This window comes from Burkholderia sp. Tr-20390 (genome assembly GCF_017104595.1).
Classification (GTDB): domain Bacteria; phylum Pseudomonadota; class Gammaproteobacteria; order Burkholderiales; family Burkholderiaceae; genus Burkholderia.
The window spans coordinates 1-19208 of the sequence record NZ_JAAGPC010000036.1 but is presented as its reverse complement, the minus strand read 5'-3'; the positions used below and the strand labels follow the sequence as shown (position 1 = coordinate 19208).

The 19208-nt window shown below is 67.3% G+C and carries 19 protein-coding genes and 1 pseudogene; 6 read left to right on the top strand and 14 right to left on the bottom strand.

Annotated elements, in window-relative coordinates; translation table 11 throughout:
* Nucleotides 1-286: 286 nt before the first annotated feature.
* Nucleotides 287-1810 (top strand): threonine ammonia-lyase, biosynthetic, encoded by a 1524-nt coding sequence (gene ilvA, locus G3N98_RS12700; protein ID WP_089426311.1) that lies wholly within the window; start codon nt 287-289, stop codon nt 1808-1810.
* Between the two features lie 11 nt (nt 1811-1821).
* Nucleotides 1822-2646: an NADPH-dependent 7-cyano-7-deazaguanine reductase QueF gene (queF, locus tag G3N98_RS12695; protein WP_047852210.1), complete on the top strand. Its 825-nt coding sequence runs from the start codon at nt 1822-1824 to the stop codon at nt 2644-2646.
* 63 nt (nt 2647-2709) lie between these two features.
* Here the strand turns inward: queF and G3N98_RS12690 are convergent, their stop codons facing one another.
* From G3N98_RS12690 to G3N98_RS12665, 6 genes are all read right to left on the bottom strand, one after another.
* On the bottom strand, nt 2710-3147 hold the full coding sequence (locus G3N98_RS12690; protein WP_144030262.1) for a hypothetical protein: 438 nt from the start codon (nt 3145-3147) through the stop codon (nt 2710-2712).
* Nucleotides 3141-3743 (bottom strand): peptidoglycan recognition family protein, encoded by a 603-nt coding sequence (locus tag G3N98_RS12685; protein ID WP_083265918.1) that lies wholly within the window; start codon nt 3741-3743, stop codon nt 3141-3143. The genes G3N98_RS12690 and G3N98_RS12685 overlap by 7 nt, the downstream gene beginning before the upstream one ends.
* A gap of 19 nt (nt 3744-3762) precedes the next feature.
* Nucleotides 3763-4197 carry a DUF1493 family protein gene (locus G3N98_RS12680; RefSeq protein ID WP_241025888.1) on the bottom strand — a complete coding sequence of 145 codons (435 nt, stop codon included), beginning with the start codon at nt 4195-4197 and terminating at the stop codon, nt 3763-3765.
* A 287-nt stretch (nt 4198-4484) separates the two neighbouring features.
* On the bottom strand, nt 4485-4871 hold the full coding sequence (locus G3N98_RS12675) for a RidA family protein (protein WP_069248838.1): 387 nt from the start codon (nt 4869-4871) through the stop codon (nt 4485-4487).
* 125 nt (nt 4872-4996) lie between these two features.
* The gene (locus G3N98_RS12670; RefSeq protein WP_206148367.1) at nt 4997-6478 is read right to left on the bottom strand and encodes a D-aminoacylase; all 1482 of its coding nucleotides are present in this window, start codon (nt 6476-6478) and stop codon (nt 4997-4999) included.
* 2 nt (nt 6479-6480) lie between these two features.
* Entirely contained in the window at nt 6481-7419 is a 939-nt protein-coding gene (locus G3N98_RS12665; protein ID WP_206148366.1) for a MurR/RpiR family transcriptional regulator, read from the bottom strand.
* 132 nt (nt 7420-7551) lie between these two features.
* Here G3N98_RS12665 and G3N98_RS12660 point away from each other — a divergent pair, with 132 nt between their 5' ends.
* Nucleotides 7552-8832 (top strand): amino acid deaminase, encoded by a 1281-nt coding sequence (locus G3N98_RS12660; protein WP_039360131.1) that lies wholly within the window; start codon nt 7552-7554, stop codon nt 8830-8832.
* Nucleotides 8833-8998: 166 nt separating this feature from the next.
* Nucleotides 8999-9580, top strand: a complete 582-nt coding sequence (locus tag G3N98_RS12655; RefSeq protein WP_021161332.1) for a DJ-1/PfpI family protein — start codon at nt 8999-9001, stop codon at nt 9578-9580.
* 80 nt (nt 9581-9660) lie between these two features.
* On the opposite strand, the gene G3N98_RS12650 is transcribed toward G3N98_RS12655, so the two are convergent.
* The gene (locus G3N98_RS12650; RefSeq protein ID WP_206148365.1) at nt 9661-10107 is read right to left on the bottom strand and encodes a MarR family transcriptional regulator; all 447 of its coding nucleotides are present in this window, start codon (nt 10105-10107) and stop codon (nt 9661-9663) included.
* Nucleotides 10108-10133: 26 nt separating this feature from the next.
* Complete coding sequence (locus tag G3N98_RS12645; RefSeq protein WP_089495629.1) at nt 10134-11729, bottom strand: MDR family MFS transporter; 1596 nt, start codon at nt 11727-11729, stop codon at nt 10134-10136.
* Nucleotides 11730-11836: 107 nt separating this feature from the next.
* On the opposite strand from G3N98_RS12645, the gene G3N98_RS12640 reads away from it, so the two are divergent.
* Nucleotides 11837-12679, top strand: coding sequence for an EcsC family protein (locus tag G3N98_RS12640; protein ID WP_046544431.1), 843 nt, complete (start codon nt 11837-11839; stop codon nt 12677-12679).
* Here the strand turns inward: G3N98_RS12640 and G3N98_RS12635 are convergent.
* The 6 genes and pseudogenes from G3N98_RS12635 to G3N98_RS12615 form a co-directional block, all read right to left on the bottom strand.
* Nucleotides 12649-13611 (bottom strand): alpha/beta hydrolase, encoded by a 963-nt coding sequence (locus tag G3N98_RS12635; protein WP_089473551.1) that lies wholly within the window; start codon nt 13609-13611, stop codon nt 12649-12651. The genes G3N98_RS12640 and G3N98_RS12635 overlap by 31 nt on opposite strands.
* Nucleotides 13612-13748: 137 nt before the next feature.
* Nucleotides 13749-13928 (bottom strand): annotated as a pseudogene (locus G3N98_RS39775) (zinc ribbon domain-containing protein); the annotation flags it as partial.
* A 17-nt stretch (nt 13929-13945) separates the two neighbouring features.
* On the bottom strand, nt 13946-14380 hold the full coding sequence (locus G3N98_RS12630) for a CHRD domain-containing protein (RefSeq protein WP_046544429.1): 435 nt from the start codon (nt 14378-14380) through the stop codon (nt 13946-13948).
* A 366-nt stretch (nt 14381-14746) separates the two neighbouring features.
* On the bottom strand, nt 14747-15520 hold the full coding sequence (locus G3N98_RS12625) for a class II aldolase/adducin family protein (RefSeq protein WP_089473552.1): 774 nt from the start codon (nt 15518-15520) through the stop codon (nt 14747-14749).
* Nucleotides 15521-15718: 198 nt separating this feature from the next.
* Nucleotides 15719-17341: a phospholipase D family protein gene (locus G3N98_RS12620; RefSeq protein ID WP_206148364.1), complete on the bottom strand. Its 1623-nt coding sequence runs from the start codon at nt 17339-17341 to the stop codon at nt 15719-15721.
* Between the two features lie 225 nt (nt 17342-17566).
* Complete coding sequence (locus G3N98_RS12615) at nt 17567-18283, bottom strand: FadR/GntR family transcriptional regulator (RefSeq protein ID WP_069248848.1); 717 nt, start codon at nt 18281-18283, stop codon at nt 17567-17569.
* Nucleotides 18284-18417: 134 nt separating this feature from the next.
* Here G3N98_RS12615 and G3N98_RS12610 point away from each other — a divergent pair.
* A partial coding sequence (locus G3N98_RS12610) for a (Fe-S)-binding protein (protein WP_206148363.1) occupies nt 18418-19208 on the top strand: 791 nt, incomplete at its 3' end.

Below are 19208 nucleotides of genomic sequence, written 5' to 3'. Positions count from 1 at the left end.
GAATTCTAACCCATGATCGGGTCACGCGTGACACGTCGGACAGGTCGTGGGGCTATCCCCGCGAGCCGCGCCAGGCCTGGCTCGGCGCGATTTCGCGCGATCATTCGCCGTCCGTCCGGTCGGTAACCGTGCGGTTAAGCCGGTAAAAAAGGCGGCGCGCGCCCGCCGACGCCCCGCCCGCACGGCCCCGCGAGCACCGGCTCGGCATGCCGCTTGCATGCAGGCAGACCCTTGGCGCTATCATTGATCCTTTACCGTCTGCTTTCCGCACTGCACGCGAGCGCCCATGGCATCCCACGATTACCTGAAGAAAATCCTCACCGCGCGCGTCTACGACGTCGCGATCGAGACGGAACTCGAATCCGCCCGCAACCTGTCGGCCCGCCTGCGCAACGCCGTCTACCTGAAGCGCGAGGACAACCAGCCGGTGTTCTCGTTCAAGCTGCGCGGCGCGTACAACAAGATGGCGCACATTCCGTCGGAAGCACTCGCGCGCGGCGTGATTACGGCGTCGGCCGGCAACCACGCGCAGGGCGTCGCGTTCTCGGCGGCGCGGATGGGCGTCAAGGCCGTGATCGTCGTGCCGGTCACGACGCCGCAGGTGAAGGTCGATGCGGTGCGTGCGCACGGCGGCCCGAGCGTCGAGGTGATCCAGGCCGGTGAGTCGTACAGCGACGCGTATGCACACGCGGTCAAGGTGCAGGAAGAGCGCGGCCTCACGTTCGTCCACCCGTTCGACGATCCGTATGTGATCGCCGGCCAGGGCACGATCGCGATGGAAATCCTGCGCCAGCACCAGGGCCCGATCCACGCGATCTTCGTGCCGATCGGCGGCGGCGGGCTCGCGTCCGGTGTCGCGGCCTACGTGAAGGCGGTGCGCCCGGAGATCAAGGTGATCGGCGTGCAGGCCGAGGATTCGTGCGCGATGGCGCAGTCGCTGGAAGCCGGCAAGCGTGTCGAGCTGAGCGAGGTCGGCCTGTTCGCGGACGGCACCGCCGTGAAGCTGGTCGGCGAGGAAACCTTCCGGCTCTGCAGCGAATACCTCGACGGCGTCGTGACGGTGAACACCGACGCACTGTGCGCGGCGATCAAGGACGTCTTTCAGGATACGCGCAGCGTGCTCGAGCCGTCCGGCGCGCTCGCGGTCGCGGGCGCGAAGCTCTACGCGGAACGCGAAGGCATCGAGAACCAGACGCTCGTCGCGGTCACGTCCGGCGCGAACATGAACTTCGACCGGATGCGCTTCGTCGCCGAGCGCGCGGAAGTGGGCGAAGCGCGCGAAGCCGTGTTCGCGGTCACGATCCCCGAGGAGCGCGGCAGCTTCAAGCGCTTCTGCTCGCTCGTCGGCGACCGCAACGTCACCGAGTTCAACTACCGGATCGCCGATGCGCAGGCCGCGCACATCTTCGTCGGCGTGCAGATCAAGCGCCGCGGCGAATCGGCCGAGATTGCCGCGAACTTCGAGTCGCATGGCTTCAAGAGCGTCGACCTGACGCACGACGAGCTGTCGAAGGAACACATCCGCTACATGGTGGGCGGCCGCTCGCCGCTCGCGCTCGACGAGCGCCTGTTCCGCTTCGAATTCCCGGAGCGCCCGGGCGCGCTGATGAAGTTCCTGTCGTCGATGGCGCCGGACTGGAACATCAGCCTGTTCCACTACCGCAACCAGGGCGCGGACTACAGCTCGATCCTCGTCGGGCTGCAGGTGCCGCAGGCCGATCGCGCCGAATTCGAACGCTTCCTCGCGGCACTCGGCTATCCGTATGTCGAGGAGAGCGCCAACCCGGCTTACCGCCTCTTCCTGTCGTAAAGGCGTCACGCATGAATCCCGAACATTCCCCGCTCGGCAAGGCCACCGTCTACGCCGCCCAGTACGACGCGTCGCTGCTGTTCCCGATCCCGCGCGCCGGCGCACGTGAGCAGCTCGGCATCACGTCGGCGCTGCCGTTCTTCGGCACCGACATCTGGAACGCCTACGAGCTGTCGTGGCTCAACGCGCGCGGCAAGCCGCAGATCGCGGTGGCGACGTTCTACGTGCCGGCCGAATCGCCTAACATCGTCGAATCGAAGTCGTTCAAGCTGTATCTCGGCTCGTTCGCGCAGACGAAGTTCGATTCGATCGACGCGGTGCGCGACGCGCTGAAGCGCGACGTGTCGGCCGCGTGCGGCGCGACCGTGTCCGTGCAGCTCGTGTCGCCGCACGATTTCGGCAAGCTCGAGATGGACGAGCTCGACGGGCTGTCGCTCGACCGGCTCGACCTCGACACCGACGTGTACGAACCCGATCCGTCGCTGCTGTCGGCCGCTGAAGACGAAGCGCCGGTCGAGGAGACGCTCGTGTCCGACCTGCTGCGCTCGAACTGCCCGGTCACCGGCCAGCCCGACTGGGGCAGCGTGCAGATCCACTATGTCGGGCCGCAGATCGACCACGCGGGCCTGCTGCGCTACATCATCTCGTTCCGCAATCACACGGGCTTTCACGAGCAGTGCGTCGAGCGGATCTTCCTCGACATCCTGCACGCATGCAAACCGGTGAAGCTCGCGGTGTATGCGCGCTATACGCGCCGCGGCGGGCTCGACATCAATCCGTTCCGCACCAACTACAACCAGCCGATGCCGGATAACGCGCGCAACGCGCGACAGTAAATGAGTGGGTTGGCGGACGTTTTCGGTCCGCCAACACTGCCCGCTTGCGGAAGGCGTGCTTCTCTAATTCGGTGCGAATACGTCGGCCCGGCACTTCGGACAATACAGGTAGATTGTTCGACCATCGTGCATGGAAATGAAGCCTCGCCTTGCCTGGTCTATCCTCCATTTCGCCGCGCCACCGCCCGCCAGACGCGCTTCCCCTTCGGCATAGCAACGCGCGGCGTCCAGGTCATGGCTGTACGCCCGCTCTGTTACGCGGCCCGCACGCTTGAAAAATGCGCTGACATCCGCACGCCGAAGAACGAACGCACGACACATATCCGCCGTTTCGTCCCCGCTGATGTCAGCCGACCACGCACCGTTCCTGACGATTTCGACTGACTCCGGTACAACAACGGGTGCCGCGCCGCCAGGCGATGCCCTATTGGACAGCGTGCCCGCAGCCACACTGTGGCTGAGTGCGAGCGCCAACATCAAAACTGCGATCCGAATCACCATTGCACTCTCGCCGCCTCCGTCCGGTTCTTCCGCGATACTACCGGGTGACGAAAAACCTCTGTCACCGGCACACGCAGCGTTACCGAAAGGGCGTGGACGAGCCATCGCAACGAATCGTTCTGAGCTTCCGGCGCCGCGACGTAGGTTCGTCGATCAGGGTTGGGCTCATTGAGTGGCAGAGCTTCACCGACCAATTCCACGCCAATGCTGTCCGTATTGGAAGGGTAACGGTCCGGGACCGCCTTGCGCATCTCCCGCCGGTCTTCTCCACGCGGGTCAAAACGGCGAAGTTGCTCCAGTTCGACAGGCGTGCAACGCATTTCGGCAACACAGCGCGCCTTGATCCGACCGACATGCCAAGTCATCTTCTTCAAAGATGCCGTCTGATAAATCGTTCCATCTTTTTCAATCAGAAAATGCGCGCCAGTGGCCGACGCATTCTGATAGCTGCTGAGCGCAGAAGTCGCAGTTGAACCACCTGTTTGATGGACGACAATCCCACTAATCCTCTGCATCGCACCGCGCTCAATTTGGATTTTTCTGGCCCGTACTACGCGCGGAGTCACAACCATCCCGCTGGAATCAATCGACAACATCCAATACCCTCCGGTTTGATTACGGTATATCGCCTTGAGCTTTCCGCCTATCGCTTACGTTCAGTTCTCCGGAAGTCATGCGCACCTGCTCACTCGACTCTTCACGATAGCTCGGTGAATTGCCGCGCACCCCATTTCCGTTCAACCGCTGCGCGGTACAGCATCGCCAGCGTGATCGATTCCCGTTCGAGAGCGTGCGGTTTTCGGAGCACCCATCGGCGGAACAATGAATAGAGGCCCCTTCGCCCTCCATCAGGAAATACCGGTGAAAATCGAAGTCGCCGGCATCGACGGAAAAACGCTCGAAAAAGCGACCCATGAAATCGTCTGCTTCGTCGCCGGTCCGGCCAAGATCCTCCCAAAGCCTCGTGGCGACGAACAATGGCGTCGATTTGCCAAGCCCTACCTCTGCTCTGACGAAGACCTCGATCTCATCCCAACGCACGTTTTCCATCAAAACACCTTGCCCTCTGGATTGAAAGGCGGTTGTAGCCGGCGAATCGCGCCATGCATCCGCGGCTTGCTGCCGCCGCCGGCTCAGACAGGCGTGTCACGTTGAGGCCCGTCGGAAAAGCTTCGTCACACAATGCAAAGTTTCGGTGCCGCCCATACCTACTTCAACCGAGTTGTATTTGAACGCCCTCGCCCGCCCGCTCGCCCTCGCATCGACTGCCTCAAATGCAACAAGGCCGGTGCACGTCAATGCACCGGCCTTGTTGTACAGCTTCCGCCCTCGCCGCGTTACTTCACCGGCGGCTTGTAAGCGATGCAGTCGACCTCGACCTTGCAGTCGATGACCATGCTCGACTGCACGCACGCGCGTGCCGGCGGATGCTCGCCGAAGTACGAAATGAACACCTTGTTGAACGACGCGAAATCGCGCGCGTCGTCGAGCCACACGCCGCAGCGCACGACGTGCTCGAGGCCGTAGCCGGCTTCCTTCAGGATCGCGATCACGTTCTCGATCGTCTGCTTCGACTGCGTGACGATGCCGCCTTCGACGACCTCGCCGTTCACCATCGGCGTCTGGCCCGACACGTACAGCCAGCCGTCGGCCTCGACCGCGCGTGCGAACGGCATCACCTGGCCGCCCGTGCCCTTCGCTTCGCCTACGCCATATCGCTTCATCGTTTCTCTCCTTGTTTGTCGGCCGGAGCCGGCGCTTCAGCGCCTGCTCCGGCCCCATGCAACGCACGGTTACGGATGCGCGCACCGACGACGGCGCGCGCGGCAGATCGGAACAACCACCGCGTTCAGAACGCGGCGTCGGCACTCGCCGGCACGCGCTCGCCGCGGGCGACGAAGCCGCCGGCGCGCTCGCCGGTCGGCTGGCCGTTTTCATAAGAGAGCACGCCGTTCACCCACACGGCGTCGATCCCGTGCGCGGGCTGCTGCGGCTTCTCGAACGTCGCGGCGTCGATCACGCTCGCCGGATCGAACAACACGAGATCCGCGTGGTAGCCCACGTGCACCTCGCCGCGCCGTGCGATCCCGTAGCGGCGCGCGGACAGCGACGTCATCTTGCGGATCGCTTCCTCGAGCGGCAGCAGGTTCGTCTCGCGCACGTAGTGGCCGAGCACGCGCGGGAACGCGCCCCACAGCCGCGGGTGCGGCAGCGGATCGTTCGGCAGGCCGTCGGAGCCGACCATCGTCGCGGGATGCGACAGGATCCGGCGCACGTCGTCCTCGGACATGTTGTGGTACACCGCGCCCGCCGGGCGGATGCGCTGCGCGGCTTCCTGCTCGGTCACGCCCCACTCGGCCGCGATCGCCTTCAGCAGCTTGCCCGCCACTTCCGGGTGCGGCTCGGACCACGTGATCGTGATGTCGATGTCGCCCGTCACCTGCTTCAGGTCGAGCGTCGACGAGCTACGGCTGTACGGATAGCAGTCGCAGCCGACCGGCTGGTAGCGCCGCGCGCCTTCGAGCGACGCGAGCACCTCGGTGCTGCGCCCCCAGTTCGACGGGCCCGCGCACTTCAGGTGCGAGATCACGACCGGCACGCGCGCATGGCGGCCGACCTGGTACGCCTCTTCCATCGCATCGAGGATCGCGTCGAACTCGGTGCGCATGTGCGTGGTGTACAGCGCGCCCGCATTCGCGAGCGGCTCGGCGAGCGCCATCACCTCTTCGGCCGGCGCCGCGAACGCGGAGCCGTACGCGAGACCTGACGACAGGCCGAGTGCGCCGTTCGCGAGCGCCTCCTCGAGCTGCGCGCGCATGCCGGCGATCTCGCCGTCGGTCGCCGCGCGGTCGAGGCGGTCCATCTGGTTGTTGCGCAGCGCCGTGTGGCCGACGAGCGCCGCGACGTTCACAGCCGGACGCGCGCCGTTCACGGCCGCGACGTAGTCGGCGAAGGTCGGGTACTGGAACGCACCGCGCTCGCCGAGCAGGTTCATCGGATCGGGCGGATCGCCCGCGAGCGTCACCGGCGACGCGCTGATCCCGCAGTTGCCGACGATCACGGTCGTCACGCCCTGCGAGATCTTCGGGATCATCTCCGGTGCGCGGATCACGTGCGTGTCGTCGTGCGTGTGCACGTCGACGAAGCCCGGCGCGAGCGCGCGGCCGTTCGCATCGACGACATTCTCGGCCAGCCAGTTCGACAGGTTGCCGATCGCCGCGATCAGGCCGTTGCGGATCGCGACGTCGCGCGTGACGGGCGGCGCGCCGGTACCGTCGTAAAGCTGCGCGCCGACGATCAGCGTATCGGCGGCTTCGGGATGCGAATGCATGGTCAGTCTCCTACCGGTTGACGGTCTCCGCCGCCGCGATGCGCATCGAGCGCGTGCTTGATGCGACGCAGCGATTCTCGGCCCGCATCGCCGAGCCGCAATGCGACTCCGGTGACGAGCACGTCGATCGCCATCATCATCGCGTAGCGCGATGTCGACGGCTTGTAAATGAAATCGGTTTCGAACGCGACGACCGGGATCAGGTGGTCGGCCAGCTTCGCGAGCGGCGACGCCGGCGCGGTGATCGCGATCAGCTTCGCGCCGTAGCGCTTCGCGAGCCGGCAGCTCTCGAGCAGCTCGGGCACGCGCCCGCTCACCGACAGCGCGACGACGACGGTGTCGCGCGACAGCGTCGCGGCCACCATCCGCTGCAGCACGCTGTCCTGGTAGCTCGCGACCGGCCGGCCGAAACGCACGAGCCGGAAGCGCAACTCGTCGGCGAGCGCGGTCGAGCCGCCGCCCTGCCCGTACACGTAGGTCATCTTCGCGGCGGCGAGCAGGTCGGCGGCTGCCTCGAACGACGTGTTGCGCAGCAACTGATGGTTGTGCGCGAGCGCGACGCGGATCTCGTCGTAGACCATCGACGCGGGGCTCGTGTCGTCGGCCGGCGCGTCGTCGGACGGCACCAGGAAGCGCTGGCCGACGGCCGCCGCCTGCGCGACCAGCACCTTCAGTTCGCGCACGTCGCGGCAGCCGACCGCCTTCGCGAAACGCGTGACCGTCGCGACGCTGACCTCCGCGTCGCGTGCAAGCGCGCCGATGCTCGCATGCGCGGCGCGCGCCAGGTCGGCGAGGATGAACGCGGCGACCTTGCGCTCGGCTTCGCGCAGCTCGGGCGCACATTCGGCGATCCGCGCGACGATGTCGAGCACCGGCGGAGCGGCCGGCGCCGGATGAAGCTCGGCTGCGAGCGGGGTGGACGGGGTGGCGGGCGTATTCATCTGCAAAAAGGGGCGAAGCTCGAGGGTGCGAAGCTCGATGTTACTAAATAACATCACCGCGCCGATGCTACTTTCTGTACCATCGGCGTGTCAACTTCAGTGCAATGCATAGTGATGATGGAGCGGGATGACATGAAAGTTACAAACTATCAGGAAGCGACGATCGATCCGTTCGGCAAGGGCCTCGGCAATCTGCCCAGCGCGAGCGTGCCGCTCGGCGAAGCAGGCCGTCTCGAGTGGAACCTGCTTGCGGAAGACGTCAGCCTGCCGGCCGCCGTGCTTTACGAGGACCGCATCGAACACAACCTGAACTGGATGCAGGCCTTCGTGCAGAAGTACGGCGTCAAGTTCGCGCCGCACGGCAAGACGACGATGGCGCCGCAACTGTTCCGCCGCCAGCTCGACGCCGGCGCGTGGGGCATCACGCTCGCGACCGCGCACCAGACGCAGGCCGCGTATCACGGCGGCGTGCGGCGCGTGCTGCTCGCGAACCAGCTGGTCGGCCGCCAGAACATGACGATCATCGCCGGGCTGCTGTCCGACCCCGACTTCGAATTCTTCTGTCTCGTCGATTCGGCGGAGAGCGTCGACCAGCTCGGCCGCTTCTTCGGTGCGCTGAAGAAGCCGCTGAACGTGCTGCTCGAGCTCGGCGTGCCGGGCGGCCGCGCGGGCGTGCGCGATGCCGCGCAACGCGAGGCCGTGCTCGCCGCGATCGCGCGCTATCCGGACACGCTGAAGCTGGCCGGCATCGAACTCTACGAAGGCGTGCTAAAGGAAGAAGGCGAGATCCGCACGTTCCTGCAGGAAGCGGTCGCGCTCACGCGTGAGCTGGCCGAAGCAGGCCGCTTCGCGCGTACGCCGGCGATCCTGTCCGGCGCGGGTTCGGCGTGGTACGACGTGGTCGCGGAGGAATTCGCGAAGGCGTCGAACGCCGGCTTCGCGGAAGTCGTGCTGCGTCCGGGCTGCTACCTGACGCACGATGTCGGCATCTACAAGAAGGCGCAGACCGACGTGTTCGCGCGCAACCCGATCGCACGCACGATGGGCGAAGGGCTGCTGCCCGCGCTGCAACTGTGGGCCTACGTGCAGTCGGTGCCGGAGGCGGACCGCGCGATCGTCGCGCTCGGCAAGCGCGACGCGGCGTTCGACGCGGGGCTGCCGGAGCCGGCGCGCCACTTCCGCCCGGGCCGCGACACCGCGCCGCGCGACGTCGCCGCCACCGAAGGCTGGGCCGTCACCGGAATGATGGACCAGCACGCATACCTGCAGATCCCGCCGGGCGCAGACGTGAAAGTGGGCGACATGGTCGCGTTCGACATCTCGCACCCGTGCCTGACGTTCGACAAGTGGCGCCAGGTGCTCGTGCTCGATCCGCAGTTCAGCGTGACGGAAGTCGTCGAAACCTTCTTCTGACGCCCGTCGCGCACAACGTGCACCACCGCCCCGCCGCTCGCGCGGCGCGGCCGTCACGCGCGCTTCAAGCGGCCGGAGTACACTGCGCTTTCGTCCTCGGGGCCCCAGGCGGGCGTGGCACTTGCCTGTCGCGCGGGCCCTCAACGCAGCTCCACTGGAGAAAGCCATGGCCGCGAAGAAGATCCTGTTCCTGACCGGCGATTTCGCCGAAGACTACGAAACGATGGTGCCGTTCCAGGCGCTGCAGGCCGTCGGCCACCACGTCGATGCAGTCTGCCCGGGCAAGCGCGCGGGCGACAAGATCAAGACCGCGATCCACGATTTCGAGGGCGACCAGACCTACACCGAGAAGCCCGGCCACCAGTTCACGCTGAACGCGGCGTTCGACGACGTCGATGCATCGCGCTACGACGCGCTCGCGATCGCGGGCGGCCGCGCGCCCGAATACCTGCGACTCGATCCGAAGGTGATCTCGCTCGTGCGCGAGTTCGCCGAAGCCGGCAAGCCGATCGCGGCGATCTGCCACGCGGCGCAACTGCTCGCGGCCGCCGACGTGATCCGCGGCAAGCGCATCTCGGCCTACCCGGCCTGCGCGCCCGAGGTGAAGCTCGCCGGCGGCGAATACGCGGACATCCCGGTCGATGCGGCCGTGACCGACGCGCCGTTCGTCACCGCGCCCGCGTGGCCCGCGCATCCGGCCTGGCTCGCGCAGTTCCTCGCGCTGCTGGGCACGCGCATCGAGCTTTGAGCCCGCTTCTGACCGACAGTGAATTGAGATGAGATGAAGGGCCGGGCCGGCGGCGGATACGCGCCGCCCTGCCCCGCGCTTCAGCGCGCGGCCGGCGTCGAGCCGACGTCCGCGATCCGCGACTCCAGCATCGCCAGCGCGCCCGACAGCGCAGTCAGCACGTCGTCCGGCAATTGCGCCATCGTCTGTTCGATAAACGCCTTGCGGCGCGGCAGGCACGCGTCGAACGCGGCGCGGCCGTCGTCCGTCAGCGTCACGTTGGTCACGCGATTGTCGCGTGCGTCCGATTCGCGCTGGATCCAGCCGAGCGCGTCGAGCGACTTCAACTGGCGCGTGAGCGCGCCCGGATCGACGCGCAGCACTTCGACGAGCTTCTTCTGCGACGAATGGCCGCCCATCGTGTGCAACGCGACCATGATGCGCCAGCGCGGCATCGGTTGCCCGACGTGCGCCTCGAACGCGGTCATGAATGCGCGATACGTGCGTCCGAATTGCTGCAAGATCGCGACGCGGTCCTGTTCTTCCATGCGCTCAGTTCTACTCGTTCAATCGTTCAGTCGGCCGCGACATGCGGTTCGATCTTGTGCCGCAGCGCGATCGGCGGCACGCGGCGGCACTGCCACACCGACACCACGGCGACGACCGCCGCCATCGCGACGCCCAGGTGAATCGCGCCGACGAGCGATTCGCGGGCCGCTTCCAGCAGCAGCGCGCCATTATGCCCGGCGCGCGTCAGCTCCGCGACGAGACCACCCTGCGCGGCGCGATCGATCAGGATCTGCGGATCGGCGAGCTGCGCATGCCATTGCATCGCATGGTCGGCCGACAGCGCATTGCGCACGCCACTCGAATACATCTGGTTGACGAGCGTGCCGGTGAGCGCGGTGCCGACCATCCCGCCAACCATCCGCAGCGACTGCAGCAACGCCGTCGCGATGCCGAGATGCTCGCGGCCGGCCGTCTGCTGCGCGAAGACGGTGAGGTTCGGCAGCACGAAGCCGAGCCCGATGCCGCCCGCGACCATCAGCGCCATCAGCAGCCACTTCGGCGTCGTGTGGGTCGACACGACGATGCCCGCGCAGGTGATCGCGAACAGCACGAAGCCGACGTGCAGCATCGCGTTCGGATTGCGGATGCGCGTGACGACCCGGCCGTTCATGATGCTGCCGATCGTGATGAACACGACGAGCGGCGTGATCACGAGCCCCGCCTCCTTCGGCGACATCCCGAACCCGCCCTGGAACAGCAGCGGCGCGTAGAACAGCAACGAGAACATCGAGAAGCCGGCGAGGATCGCCAGCACGAAGAGTGCCGACAGCGCGCGGTTGCCGAACATGTCGAACGGCAAGATCGGCTGCGCGCAACGCTTCTCCCAGTGCCACAGGCCGAAACCGGCCGCGACCGCGACGACGAGCAGCAGCGACGCCCAGCTCGCGACGCCGTATTTCGGCAGCCATTCGACGAACAGCTGCAGCGCGCCGAGCGACAGCGCGATCAGCAGCGCGCCTGGCCAGTCGAGCCGCATCTTGCGATCGTGCTCGACGTGGCGCAGGTGCGGCAGGTAGCGCCACACGAACAGCAGCGACAGCAGGCCGACCGGCAGGTTCACGTAGAACACCGAACGCCAGCCGAACGACTGGGTCAGCACACCGCCGAGCGACGGCCCGACCGCGTTCGCGATGCCGAACGCGGAGCTCATCAGCACCTGCCAGCGCAGCCGCACGACGGAATCGGGGAACAGGTCGGGAATGCACGCGAACGCGGTGCCGACCAGCATCCCGCCGCCGATCCCCTGCAGCCCGCGCGCGAGCACGAGCATCAGCATGTCGTTCGCCATCCCGCACAGCACGGACGCGCCGGTGAACACGACGATCGACGCGATGACGAATGGCTTGCGGCCGTAATAGTCGCCGAGCCGGCCGAAGATCGGCACCGTGATCACGGAACTGAGCAGGTACGAGGTCGCGACCCACGCGTACAGGTCGAAACCGCGAAGCTCGGCGACGATGGTCGGCAACGCGGTGCCGACGACGGTCTGGTCGAGCGCGACCAGCATGGTGACAAATGAGATCCCGATCATCGCCAGCAGCGATTCGCGGAACGGCAGGACTTGCCCGCTCGAATGGTGGGCGGCAGTATGGACGGCCATTTTTTGTTGGCGCAACTTTTGACGAGTCAAACAATCTCAAAATTCTAGCACGCCGGAGTAATCTAGGCTGGCGACGGTCAAACTCGCTCAGACCGCCAAGGAGAAAGATGGAACCGATTTCAATCACCCCCGCGACCACGCTGTCCCAGGAGGATCGGGACGCGCTGTGGCGCGCGAAGCAGGTACTGGAAAGCCCGTCGCTGACGATGAAGCTGACGGGCATGCTCGGCGCGCCGGTCGAGAAAATGATCGCCCGGCTGCCGGATTTCGCGACCGGCAAGATCAACGACGCGACGCAGCTCGCGCTGCGCAAGTGCCTGAACATCGCGCTGCGCACGCTCGGCAAGCCGCCCGGGCCGGACGCCGAACCCGACAAGCCGAGCAACCTGCTGCACAAGCTCGCGGTCGCGACGACCGGCGCGGCGGGCGGCGCATTCGGCTTTCTCGCGCTGCCGGTCGAGCTGCCGGTGACGACGACGCTGATCTTCCGCTCGGTGTGCGACATCGCGCGCAGCGAGGGCGAAGACCTGGGCTCGGTCGATACGCAGCTGCAATGCCTGGCCGTGCTCGGCATGGGCGGCAACCCGGACAAGCAGGAAGAGGACGCCGATCTCGGCTATTTCGTGCTGCGCGGCGCGCTCGCGCAGGCGATTTCGAAGGCGTCGTCCGACATCACGACGAAGGGCATCGCCGCACACAGCTCGGCGGCCGTGTTCAAGCTCGTGCAGACGGTGGCGTCGCGCTTCTCGGTACAGGTGACCGAGCAGATGGCCGCGAAGTCGATTCCGGCGATCGGCGCCGTGCTCGGCGCGACCGTCAATACGCTGTTCATCGACCACTTCCAGCAGATGGCGCACGGCCACTTCACCGTGCGCCGGCTCGAGCGCAAGTACGGCTCGGTGGCCGTCAAGGCCGCCTATCAGGCGATCGACGCCTCGCCGGCACGCTGAACCGCACGCTCGACCGCGACGCGGCGCAGGAACGCGGCCGCGCGGTCGAGCGCGTCACGCGCTTCCGGCACCATCGGCGCGTACAGCTGCCACACGTGCGGCATGTCGGGCCACACCTCGATCTCCACCGCGACCCCGGCCGCCTTCGCCTTCTCGGCGACGCGGCGCGAATCGTCGAGCAGCACCTCGGTGCTGCCGACCTGGATATACAGCGGCGGCAGCCCCGCGAAATCCGCATAGAGCGGCGATGCGTACGGATTCGTGCCCGGCTCATCGCCCAGGTACAGCTTCGCGGCCTTCGGCAGCGCCGCGCCGGCGAACATCGGATCGGCGCCGTCGTTCGTGCGCAGCGTCGCGCCGGTGGCGGCCAGGTCGGTCCACGGCGAGAACAGGATCGCGCCAGCCGGCAGCGGCTCGCCGCGGTCGCGCAGCGCGACGAGCGTCGCGAGCGCGAGGCCGCCGCCCGCCGAGTCGCCGCCGAGCACGATCGACTCGGGCGGCGTGCCGAGCGCCAGCAGTTGCCGGTACGCGGCCAGCGCATCGTCGAGCGCGGCCGGGAAGCGGTGCTCGGGCGCCAGCCGGTAGTCGAGCGAGAACGAGCGCACGCCCGCGCGCTTCGTCAGGCCGAACACGAGCGGACGGTGGGTCTTCGTCGAACAGAAGTAATAGCCGCCACCATGGAAGTACAGCAGCGTGCGGCCAGGGCCTCGGCCCGCAACCGAGTCGGTGCGTTCGAGCCATTCGCCGCGCAGCGGCGCGTCGCCCGGGCCATGGCACTGGCGCAGCCGGTAGCCCGACGGCGCACGGCGCGGCACGACCATCCGCAGGTCGGTAAAGCGCCGTGCACGGGCAGGATCGAGCACCTCGCGCGTGGTCTCGGGACGGAACTGCCAGCGCAGCAGCCAGCAGGCGAACTTGCTTTGCCAACTCATCGGACGCACTCCGTAATCACAGTGTGACGATGGTACGTGCGATCGCTCCCGCACCGCTCGACAGATGCCTCTACTTGACATCCTCCCGCGCCTGAAGGCTCGGGATTCCTACCGCGTTTGAAACGATGATGCTTGTCTCAGATCGCCTCGGCGGGTTCCTGCTTCACGGAGCTGCCCGACTGCACCGGCTCTCCACAGGCTGCAACGCGGTGCCCCCGCGCCAGTATGGTGATCGCACCAACCACATCGGCATGGCCCTCATGCCCGCACCCGACACAGCGGAATGCCGCCTGCGTCTGCCGGTTTCCGGCGCTCACGGATCAAACGCCGGCACTCAGTTCGCCGGCATCACCTGGCCGCGGATCTCGCCGGCCGGATGCTCCTTCGTATGGACGTTGAAATACCACTTGCCGCCCATCAGGTCGGTGACCTGCGCGTCGGTGAGTTCCTTCGAGCCCTTGATCGGGCTCGCCAGCTCCTCCTTCGGGATCGGCACCTGCACGCCTGCGTTCTGGCCAACCGGCGCCGGCCCGTGGAAGTGCGCGGCGGTGGCCGGCCCCGTGAGGTGTTCGTAAGTGACCTTCCACTGCAGCATGTGCGTGGCCGTGTCGTAGGTGGCCTCGACGTCGCCCGAGCCCTTGGTCGCCGTGGGCGGCACTTCACTCGACGGCTGGAGATTGGCGGACAGGCGCACCGTTTCGGCGGCGGCGCTGCCGGCAGCCAGCACGCCCGCGAGTAACGCGACCTGGAGCAAACGCAGCTTGAGCATGGACTCTCCTTGTACGACGTTGTACGCCGCCCGAGCGGGGGCGCCAGATAGGATGGTAGTCGATCGCCGCCGGTCCGGGAGTCGACCGAACGGCCATGCAGCGAATCGCCGCACCGCGCCCGGCCGGCCCGCTCGCGCGGCGCACGGCGCGCAGTCTGCATCAAGCTGGAATGGACCTTTGCAGCCAGGTGACTGAATCGGCGCGCGGGCTTTCGCTACACTTCGTCTCACAGTTGCTTGTTTCCTTCGTCCGAAGGAGTCTGCGAGTATTCACGCGGCCGCCCGGCCGCGTTTTTTTTGCGCACGCCGCCGTCGGATCCGGTTCACCCCGTATCAGGCATGCCGATGCGAGTGCACCGCTTCACGTCACGCGCGATAGCCCGGATCGATGCGATCGACGATCCGCTGCAGCGCGTCGAACGCGTCCTGCCCCGCGCCATGCTTCGGATCGAAATTCAGCGAATCGCGCACGCACCCCTCGAGCACCGGCGGCGCAATCGGCAGCGCGTCGCCGATCGCATGCGTGGCGACCTGCACCTCGCACGCGCGATTGAGCAGCCACATCAGCGAAAACGTCTGCGCGAGCGTCGCGCCGATCGTCACGGGCCCATGGTTGCGCAGCAGCAGCACCGGCCGCCCGCCGGCACTTTCGACGATGCGCCGCCCCTCTTCGAGATGCACGGTGATGCCCTCGAAGTCGTGATACGCGATCTTCCCGTACAGCTGCGCCGAATAGAAATTGGAGAACGACAGCCCGTCGCGCGAACAGCACACGGCCATCGTCGGCGTCGTGTGCACGTGCATCACGCAGTGCGCATCGGGCAGCGCCGCATGGATCGCGCTGTGGAACGTGAAGCCGGCCGGGTTGATCGGCCAGTCGGAATGACCGATCACGTTGCCGTCGATGTCGATCTTCACGAGGTTCGACGCGCACACCTCGCGGTAATGGAGCCCGAACGGGTTGATCAGGAAATGCCCGTCCTCGCCTGGCACGCGCAGCGAGATATGGTTGTAGATCAGCTCGGTCCAGCCGAGGTGATCGAAGATGCGGTAGGCGGCCGCGAGCTGCACCCGCGCCTGCCATTCGGCTTCGGAGAAGCGCGCGGGGCGCATGAACGGCTGGTTCGGTACACGTTGCATGGGGAACTCCGGTTGCGACGGCGCGCGGCCACGGCGAGCGGCGGCGCGCATCGTCCATCGTCTGCCGGCGCCGTTCCGACCCGCATTGTGCGAACGGCCCGGAAGCGCCCTTCACGATTCATATATCGTTGCGCGCACAACCTTATCACCTTTCCCCGCGCACCGGTATCGCGGGTTTTGCCGGAGCCGTTGCCGCCCTTACAACTGGTCGTCGACCGGCAGCAGCGTGAAGATGCCCGTCATCACGTTGCGCAGCAGCCCCGCATGCGGGTCGACGTGATAGGTGGCGGCCTGACCGCTTTCGGTGCCCGTCCATTCGAGCGCGGGCGGGCTGCCGTCGGTCCGCTTCGCGAGCGTGACGCGGTAGCTTTCGTCCGGCTGCGTCACGCGCGCGAAGATCGCCGCGGCCTGCTGCGCGAGCACCGGGCTATGGACCACGAGCGCGAGCTCGGTGTTCAGGTACGCGGAACGCGGGTCGAGGTTCAGCGAACCGATCACGACGATTTGCCGGTCGATCACGTACGCCTTCGCATGCAGGCTCGCACGCGAGCGCGAGCCGAACAGCCGCGCGGGCTGCTGGTCCGGCTGCGACTTGAATTCGTACAGCTCGACGCCGCGCTGCAGCAACGGCACGCGGTACGGCGCATAGCCGGCCTGCACCGCGACCGCGTCGGTCGCCGCGAGCGAATTCGTGACGATCGCGACGCGCACGCCGCGCGCGACCGTGTCGCCGAGGATCTTCACGCCGGCGTCGTGCGGCACGAAGTACGGCGAAAACGCGAGGAATTCCTTTTGCGCGCCGCGCGTCAGCTCGGCCAGGCGCTGCATCGGCGGGCTCACGTACGTGCCGGTCGGCCGCGCGACCTTGTCCGGCGCATCGACCTTGAATTCGGCAGGCGCCCACACGAGTTCGAGTTCGTCGCGCGCGATCTGCCGTGCGAGCGGCGTCGCGTTCAGCGGCTTCGCGTTGTACGGATCGGCATTCTTTCGCCAGTGGTCGCGCAACTCGTCGCGCATCGCGTCGAGATCCTTCGGATCGAACGTCTGCTGATTCAGCACGCGCAACGGATAGCTGCTCGCGCTCGCCCAGTAGTCGTCGAAGCTCTTCGAGATGTCGCTCGTCACGGGGCCGGCGGCCAGCACGTCGAGATCGCGGAACTGCAGTGTCGGGCTCGCACTGAAGTATTCGTCGCCGAGATTGCGGCCGCCGACGATCGCGAGCTGGTTGTCCGCGATCATCGCCTTGTTGTGCATCCGGCGCGTGAAGCTGTCGATCCGCGTGAAGAAGTTGGCCGTGCGCTCGACCATGCCGCGCTGCGATGCGCCGAACGGGTTGAACACGCGGATCTCGATGTTCTGGTGCGTGTTGAGCGCGGCCATCACGCGATCGATATCGTGGAAGTTCAGGTCGTCGACCAGCATCCGCACGCGCACGCCGCGATCGGCCGCGTACAGCGCCGCGGCGAGCAGCAGCTTGCCGGTCGTGTCCTCGGTCGCGATGTAGTACTGCATGTCGAGCGTCTTCGTCGCCGCCCGCGCGAGCGCGATGCGCATCTGCAGCGCGGTGGCGCCATCGGCCAGCAGCCGGAAGCCCGACTGCCCCGGATGCGCGGCTTCCGTCGCGGCTAGCGCATCGCGCAACGGTGTCGCGATATCGGCCGACAACGCGTGGGAGACGGGGCGATCGAGCGAGGTGGCGGGCGGATGCGTCGCGCACGCGGCGAGCGGCAGCAGCGCGCAGACGACCAGCGCGCGGGCCTGGCGGCATGCGGCGCGCCACGACAGCGCGGCCAGTGCGCGCCGGATCAAAGAGGTGAACACGGAAACTTCCTCGACTGGCGGAACAAAAGTCCCGCATGCGCCGCGGCGCGCGGCTGGCGCGCGGTTCCGGCCGATTCTAGTGGGCGCCCGATGAACCGGTCAATCGCGGGGGGCACCGCCGGCCGCTTCAAGCCACGGATGGCCGCCCGCCTGCCGGGCACCGATGCCCCGCCGCTCCGGAGTCGCCCGCCGGACGGGTCACGCGCCAAAGCGGCCCAACCAATTTCATGCTCCATCGCCGCTGCGCTCGAAATGGCTGCGCACATAGTCGATATGCGTCTGCATCGCGGTGCGCGCCTCCTCGGGCCGTTGCGCGCAGATCGCGTCGCACACGACGCGGTGCTGCAGCAACAGCAGCTCGGACGCCTGCTCGTCGTGCGTCGTCATGCCCGCCACGTTGATCGAGATGTGCTCGCGCAACATCCCGATCACGCTGGTATGCAGGTGCAGGAACATCGTGTTGTGCGACGCGAGCGCAATCGCCTCGTGCAGCTTCGCGTCGGTCGCGGCTTCGACGGCCGCGGCGCCGTTCGCGTGCGCGGTTTCGAGCTCGCGCAGCAGCGCCCGGATCCGGCGCCGGTCGTTCGCATCGGCGCGCAGCGCGGCGAAATAGGCGGTCGCGCCTTCCAGCACACGGCGGAACTCGAGGATGTCGTCGCGCAGCGCCGGATGATCGGCGACCAGCTGGCCCCACGGCGACGCGATCCCGGCACGCAACTGGTCCGTCACGTAGACACCCGCGCCGCGCCGGCTCTGCAGCAGCCCGCGCGCGACGAGCCGCTGGGTCGCCTCGCGCACCGTATTGCGCGCCACGCCGTATTCCTGCGCAAGCACGCGCTCGGCCGGCAGGCGCGCGCCGGCCGGCCAGGTGCCGTCGAGCAGCGCCGTCTCGATCTTGCGCATCACCACTTCGGTCCGGCCCCGTGCCGTCATCGCTGCCATCGTCGCGTCTCCCCGCGGAATGCCTTCCGCGCCGATTGGCCCAACCAATTTGAGCTGCGGCGCCGTCGCGGGAATTATGCAGCGAAATCGTCGTCCCGCATCCGCATGCCGGGCCGTCGCCTCTGGAGCGAGACATGAACGAAAGGCAGTACCCCGCCGCCGCCCCCGCGCACGTCTACCTGTTCGCGACCTGCCTGGTCGACCTGTTCGTCCCCGAAGCCGGGCTCGACGCGGTCCGCCTGCTGGAACGCGAAGGCCTGACCGTCCACTATCCGCGCGGCCAGAGCTGCTGCGGGCAGCCGGCCTACAGCAGCGGCAATCCCGACGAGGCGCGCCGCGTCGCGGCCGCGCAGCTCGACCTGTTCGCCGAACCGTGGCCCGTGATCGTGCCGTCCGGCTCGTGCGGCGGCATGATCCGGCACCATTGGCCGGCGCTGTTCGCCGACGATCCCGTCCACGGCCCCAAGGCGCGGGCGATCGCGGAACGCACCTACGAACTCACCGAATTCCTCGTACACGTGCTCGACGTGCGGCTCGATGCACTCGCCGCGCCGGCCGGCGCCGACGAGCGCGTGGTGCTGCACACGTCGTGCGCGGCCCGCCGCGAGATGGGCACACGCGTGCACGGTGTCGCGCTCGTCGACGCGCTGCCGGGCGTGACGCGCATCGAACACGAACGGGAATCCGAATGCTGCGGCTTCGGCGGCACGTTCTCGCTGAAGCATCCCGACATCTCCGGCGCGATGGTGCGCGACAAGGTCGCGTCGGCCTGCGCGACGGGCTGCGACCGGCTCGTGTCCGCCGACTGCGGCTGCCTGCTGAACATCGGCCACGCGGCCGACCAATCCGGCGCGCCGCTGCCCGTCGAGCACCTCGCCAGCTTCCTGTGGCGGCGCACGGCCGGCGCCGCAACGCTGCGCGGAGA

Excerpts from the sequence above, each read along its gene's own strand:
- ilvA (WP_089426311.1), top strand. The coding sequence starts at position 287 with ATGGCATCCCACGATTACCTGAAGAAAATCCTCACCGCGCGCGTCTAC.
- queF (WP_047852210.1), top strand. The coding sequence starts at position 1,822 with ATGAATCCCGAACATTCCCCGCTCGGCAAGGCCACCGTCTACGCCGCC.
- G3N98_RS12690 (WP_144030262.1), bottom strand. The coding sequence starts at position 3,147 with ATGGTGATTCGGATCGCAGTTTTGATGTTGGCGCTCGCACTCAGCCAC.
- G3N98_RS12685 (WP_083265918.1), bottom strand. The coding sequence starts at position 3,743 with ATGTTGTCGATTGATTCCAGCGGGATGGTTGTGACTCCGCGCGTAGTA.
- G3N98_RS12680 (WP_241025888.1), bottom strand. The coding sequence starts at position 4,197 with ATGGAAAACGTGCGTTGGGATGAGATCGAGGTCTTCGTCAGAGCAGAG.
- G3N98_RS12675 (WP_069248838.1), bottom strand. The coding sequence starts at position 4,871 with ATGAAGCGATATGGCGTAGGCGAAGCGAAGGGCACGGGCGGCCAGGTG.
- G3N98_RS12670 (WP_206148367.1), bottom strand. The coding sequence starts at position 6,478 with ATGCATTCGCATCCCGAAGCCGCCGATACGCTGATCGTCGGCGCGCAG.
- G3N98_RS12665 (WP_206148366.1), bottom strand. The coding sequence starts at position 7,419 with ATGAATACGCCCGCCACCCCGTCCACCCCGCTCGCAGCCGAGCTTCAT.
- G3N98_RS12660 (WP_039360131.1), top strand. The coding sequence starts at position 7,552 with ATGAAAGTTACAAACTATCAGGAAGCGACGATCGATCCGTTCGGCAAG.
- G3N98_RS12655 (WP_021161332.1), top strand. The coding sequence starts at position 8,999 with ATGGCCGCGAAGAAGATCCTGTTCCTGACCGGCGATTTCGCCGAAGAC.
- G3N98_RS12650 (WP_206148365.1), bottom strand. The coding sequence starts at position 10,107 with ATGGAAGAACAGGACCGCGTCGCGATCTTGCAGCAATTCGGACGCACG.
- G3N98_RS12645 (WP_089495629.1), bottom strand. The coding sequence starts at position 11,729 with ATGGCCGTCCATACTGCCGCCCACCATTCGAGCGGGCAAGTCCTGCCG.
- G3N98_RS12640 (WP_046544431.1), top strand. The coding sequence starts at position 11,837 with ATGGAACCGATTTCAATCACCCCCGCGACCACGCTGTCCCAGGAGGAT.
- G3N98_RS12635 (WP_089473551.1), bottom strand. The coding sequence starts at position 13,611 with ATGAGTTGGCAAAGCAAGTTCGCCTGCTGGCTGCTGCGCTGGCAGTTC.
- G3N98_RS12630 (WP_046544429.1), bottom strand. The coding sequence starts at position 14,380 with ATGCTCAAGCTGCGTTTGCTCCAGGTCGCGTTACTCGCGGGCGTGCTG.
- G3N98_RS12625 (WP_089473552.1), bottom strand. The coding sequence starts at position 15,520 with ATGCAACGTGTACCGAACCAGCCGTTCATGCGCCCCGCGCGCTTCTCC.
- G3N98_RS12615 (WP_069248848.1), bottom strand. The coding sequence starts at position 18,283 with ATGGCAGCGATGACGGCACGGGGCCGGACCGAAGTGGTGATGCGCAAG.